Annotated in this window: 6 protein-coding genes; 4 read left to right on the top strand and 2 right to left on the bottom strand. The window is 56.3% G+C overall.

The features are described from left to right. Positions 1-61 precede the first annotated feature (61 nt). Genes JX325_RS18750 through JX325_RS13380 form a run of 3 tightly spaced genes read left to right on the top strand, consistent with a single transcriptional unit; the run spans position 62 to position 1,297 of the window. Positions 62-328, top strand: a complete 267-nt coding sequence (locus JX325_RS18750; RefSeq protein WP_374220626.1) for a helix-turn-helix domain-containing protein — start codon at positions 62-64, stop codon at positions 326-328. After that, entirely contained in the window at positions 318-626 is a 309-nt protein-coding gene (locus tag JX325_RS13385; RefSeq protein WP_204791599.1) for a hypothetical protein, read from the top strand. The genes JX325_RS18750 and JX325_RS13385 overlap by 11 nt, the downstream gene beginning before the upstream one ends. Further along, complete coding sequence (locus JX325_RS13380) at positions 623-1,297, top strand: hypothetical protein (RefSeq protein ID WP_204791598.1); 675 nt, start codon at positions 623-625, stop codon at positions 1,295-1,297. The genes JX325_RS13385 and JX325_RS13380 overlap by 4 nt, the downstream gene beginning before the upstream one ends. Positions 1,298-1,336: 39 nt before the next feature. Here JX325_RS13380 and JX325_RS13375 read toward each other — a convergent pair whose 3' ends face one another. Both JX325_RS13375 and JX325_RS13370 read right to left on the bottom strand, forming a co-directional pair. After that, positions 1,337-1,687, bottom strand: a complete 351-nt coding sequence (locus JX325_RS13375; RefSeq protein ID WP_204791597.1) for a DUF86 domain-containing protein — start codon at positions 1,685-1,687, stop codon at positions 1,337-1,339. Beyond that, complete coding sequence (locus JX325_RS13370) at positions 1,674-2,000, bottom strand: nucleotidyltransferase family protein (RefSeq protein WP_204791596.1); 327 nt, start codon at positions 1,998-2,000, stop codon at positions 1,674-1,676. The genes JX325_RS13375 and JX325_RS13370 overlap by 14 nt, the downstream gene beginning before the upstream one ends. 89 nt (positions 2,001-2,089) lie before the next feature. On the opposite strand from JX325_RS13370, the gene JX325_RS13365 reads away from it, so the two are divergent. Further along, positions 2,090-3,921, top strand: a 1,832-nt coding sequence (locus tag JX325_RS13365) for a VirB4 family type IV secretion system protein (protein WP_243414089.1), incomplete at its 3' end; no start/stop codon positions are given.

Below are 3,921 nucleotides of genomic sequence, written 5' to 3'. Positions count from 1 at the left end.
CGCTATGCTTTTGCAATAATTTAAACTTTTTCGCGCCATTCGCTTTGCCCGCAGCGATTAAATCAGTGGTTCCTTAAGAGCTCTGCGCCATCGCTGCGGACTGTCTTTGACAGAGTTGGAAGCGGCGTCAGGGCTTTCCAATCAATATATCAGCCGGGCGGAACTTGGGGAGATCGCTACCACCGCCCGGCTGGAGAAACAGCTGGAATCCGCTCTTGAAGAAATCATAGCAAAACGCGAGAGTGCGCTGCAATCTTTCAAATCGGATTTCCAGCGCTGCAGAGGCCGTCTTCTACGGCCTGTGGAGGATACGGACTATGACGAATGAAACCTACTATATCCCTACCAACTTTACCGACGCCGGCCGGGTGATGGGCCTGTTCGAGCTCCGCAATCTCATCGAGGCGGTTGTCTTGACCCTGCCCATTCTGTACCTGTGCCTGGCCTTTGTCCCGCTGTCCATGACGCCTAAAATCATCGTCACCCTGACCGTCCTGGTGCCCGTGGGAGGCTTTGGGATCATCGGTATCAACGACGACAGCCTCACCCGCTGGCTGGGCTCCTGGTGGCGCTGGCGGAAGGGACGGCGGCTCATTACCTATCGAGGGGAGTGCAAGAAGAAATGAATGTAAAAGAACTGATTTTCGGCGGAGGCATAAAAGCCGCCGGGGGAGGCGGGGCCTACCGGGACAGCATCCAGGCGTGGCTTCCCATCAAGAANATCCGGGGCGGCGTGGTGGTCACCCGGGACAATCGTTTCATCAAGATCCTGGAGGTGCTGCCCGTCAACATCTACCTGAAATCCGCCAATGACCGGCAGAACATCATCGCCAGCTACGCCGCCTGGCTGAAAATCGCCCCGGATAATCTCCAGCTGGAGGCCCGGACCCTCCCAGCGGACACCGCCGAGTATGTGGAGCGGATGAAGGGCTTCGCCGAACAGGAGGAGAACGAATCCTGCCGGGAGATGATCGAGGATAACATCGCCCAGATCGGCCAGGGCGTGGCCAGCGATGCCATCCGGCACCGCTTCTTCCTGATCTTCCAGTACGAGGCCCACATGAAGTCCAAGGGGCACAGCGTCGCCGCCATCATCCAGCGGCTGAACGAGGAGGCGGACACCGCCCGGCGGTATCTGGACGTCTGCGAGCTGGAGGTGCTGGAGCCTCGATACACGGACGATTTCATTCTGAAGCTGCTGTACGAGATCATCAACAAGCGCACCAGTCGCCGGGTGAAGCTGCCGGAGGGCGTGTTCAACATGACAACGGCGGTGCATGGTATTTATGAGGAATAAAGAATGGGGGGCCCCGCATAGACCTCCCATTCTTTATTCCTATTGATTCTCCTGCAACTGTTCGCAGCAGAATCGGTGCAGTTCCGGAATGCTGCTGGTAATGGTTCTCCGGATGCCCTCCAAATCAATACTGCCATAATCATGTACAATCACATTGCGCAGTCCTTTGATTTGGGGCCATGAGATTTGTGACTTTGTAGCAGCTCGATATTCTTCTGTGAGCTTTCCAACTAATTCTCCAATTTGAAGGAGGCAGAAAGCAACAGAAAACTGGTAAGTACTATCCTCACAGAATATCGAAAACGAATGGCCAAACCGGTTCATGGATGTCTGGATATCCTCGCAGTACTCCTTAATTTTGACTAACCGCTGTTGATCACGCAGCTGCATAAATCTTCCGCCTCTCTCGTTGTACAGATTCTCGAAAACCGATATCACTCTTATGACGAATTGGCTGTTCCAAAGCACTCACTGTTATCATGTCAAGTTCCTTCTCCAGGGCTTCCTCAAGGTCGTTATATAGTCCACCGATTGCAAAAAATCCAGAGAGATCTGCGCCGCAAGTGTCCACCAGCAAATCCACGTCANTGTCCTCCCGGGCCTCGCCCCGGGCATAGGAACCGCACACATATACGGCTTTCAACCTGTACTTTTCCGCGACAGGCCGCACGCGGCGGCTGATTTCTTCCAGGGTATAAACCATAAGACCGGCCTCCTTTCCGAAAAGCAGCAACCTTCTATATCTCTATTATACGCAATTTTCACACAAATTCAAGCAAAGGATGTGAGTATATGAATACCCTTTTGAAAAAGAAACCATCAAAGGCGCCGCCGACCAAGGCAAAAAAGAAAAAGCCCGCCGCCAAAAAGGAAGAGAAGTTTTCCCTCAAACATCTGTTGTTTGGTGAGGAAAAGCCAGACCTCACCGAGCTGGAATCCGGCTCCACCACCATTCTGGACATCCTGTCTCCTACCACAGTGGACACCAAGAGCCGGGANTATATCGCNGTAGACNGCGTGTACNACGCCTACCTCTATGTCACCGGCTACGGCTACGCCACCACCGTCGGCTCCTGCTGGCTGGCTCCCCTGGTAGAGGCCGGGGAGGGCGTGAACCTCAGCTTCATCTTCCGGCGTCAGCCCAAGGACAAAATCCTCTCCAAAATCGCCCAGACCACCATGGTCAACCGTTCCCGGATNCGGGACGTGGAGGACACCCGCAAGGACTTCGAGGAGCTGNACAGCGCCATCAGCTCCGGTCTCTACCTGAAGGACGTAATGAACCGCCAGGGGGAGGACTTCTACTATATGCACACGCTGTTGGAGGTGGTGGCGGACGACCCGGAGACCCTGGAACAGCGGGTGACGGCGGTGGAAAAACTCTGTATCTCCATTGACATGATCGCCCGGCGCTGCGACTACAAGAATGAGCAGGCGTTCCTCTCCGCCCTGCCGCTGTTGGCCCTGGACCCGGACGTGGAACGGAAGTCCCGGCGGAACGCTTTGACCTCTGGCGTGGCGGCNGCGTTTCCCTTTGCCTCCTACGAGCTCAGCGACCGCAACGGCGTGTTCCTGGGGCTGAACCTCTACAACCGCTCTCCGGTGTTCCTGGACCCCTATGACGACTACAAGTACACTAACGGCAACTGCTGGATCGGCGGCTCCTCTGGCGCTGGCAAAACCTTTACCCTCCAATGCCTGGGCGGACGGCTCCGGCAGCAGGGGCGGCGGGTCATCTTCATCGTGCCCAAGAAAGGGCATGAGTTCCGCCCCCTCTGCGAGCTGCTGGGCGGGCTGTACCTGCGGATGTCCCCATCCTCCCGGGACTGCCCCAACATCATGGCCATCCGGCGGCGGTCCCTGGATTCTTANGCTGGCCTCCGGGACATGGCGGCAAGGGACGATTCCGTTCTCGCCGATAAANTCTCCCGGCTCANTATCTNGTANTCCCTCCAAAAGCGGGACCTCAGCGATGAAGATAAAAACTATCTGGATTCTTCCCTGGTGGAGTGCTACCGGCAGTACGGGATTACCTTTGACAACGACACCATCACCGATGAAACCGGGGCCTTTGTGGAAATGCCCATCATTGCCGACTNGTACAAGGTCCTGGCGGACAACCCTGAAACCAAGCACCTTTCCGTAGTTCTGGCCCGGTACGTCACCGGCTCCGCCTCCGCCATGGGGGCTCGGAACGACATCGACCTGGATAACAAGTACATCGTCCTGGACACCTCCGGGATGCCGGATGACCTGCTGCTCCCCGGCATCTTCTGGGCCACAGATATCGCAAACGATCTCATCATGGACTCCCGGGAGGACCTCTCCGCCCTGATCGCGGACGAGCTGTGGAGTCTGGTGGGCGCCAACTCCAACCCTCTGGCGGCGGGTTTCGTCCAGGAGATGGTGAAAACCATCCGGGGCCTTGGCGGTATTGCTGTCACCTCCACCCAGGGGATGCAGGACCTGTTCGGCCTGGATGGCGGCAAGTACGGCAAGGGCATCCTGGATTCCAGCCGGATCAAGCTGGTGATGCCGGAAAAAGAAAACAAAACGGGAAGAATTTCTGGAAATCATGGACGAGATCATCCCATGGGAGGAATGGATATCGCTGGTCGTTCCCC

The sequence above is a fragment of the Oscillibacter sp. CU971 genome (assembly GCF_905219725.1).
Taxonomy (GTDB): Bacteria; Bacillota; Clostridia; order Oscillospirales; family Oscillospiraceae; genus Oscillibacter.
This window is presented reverse-complemented; position numbering and strand designations above follow the sequence as displayed.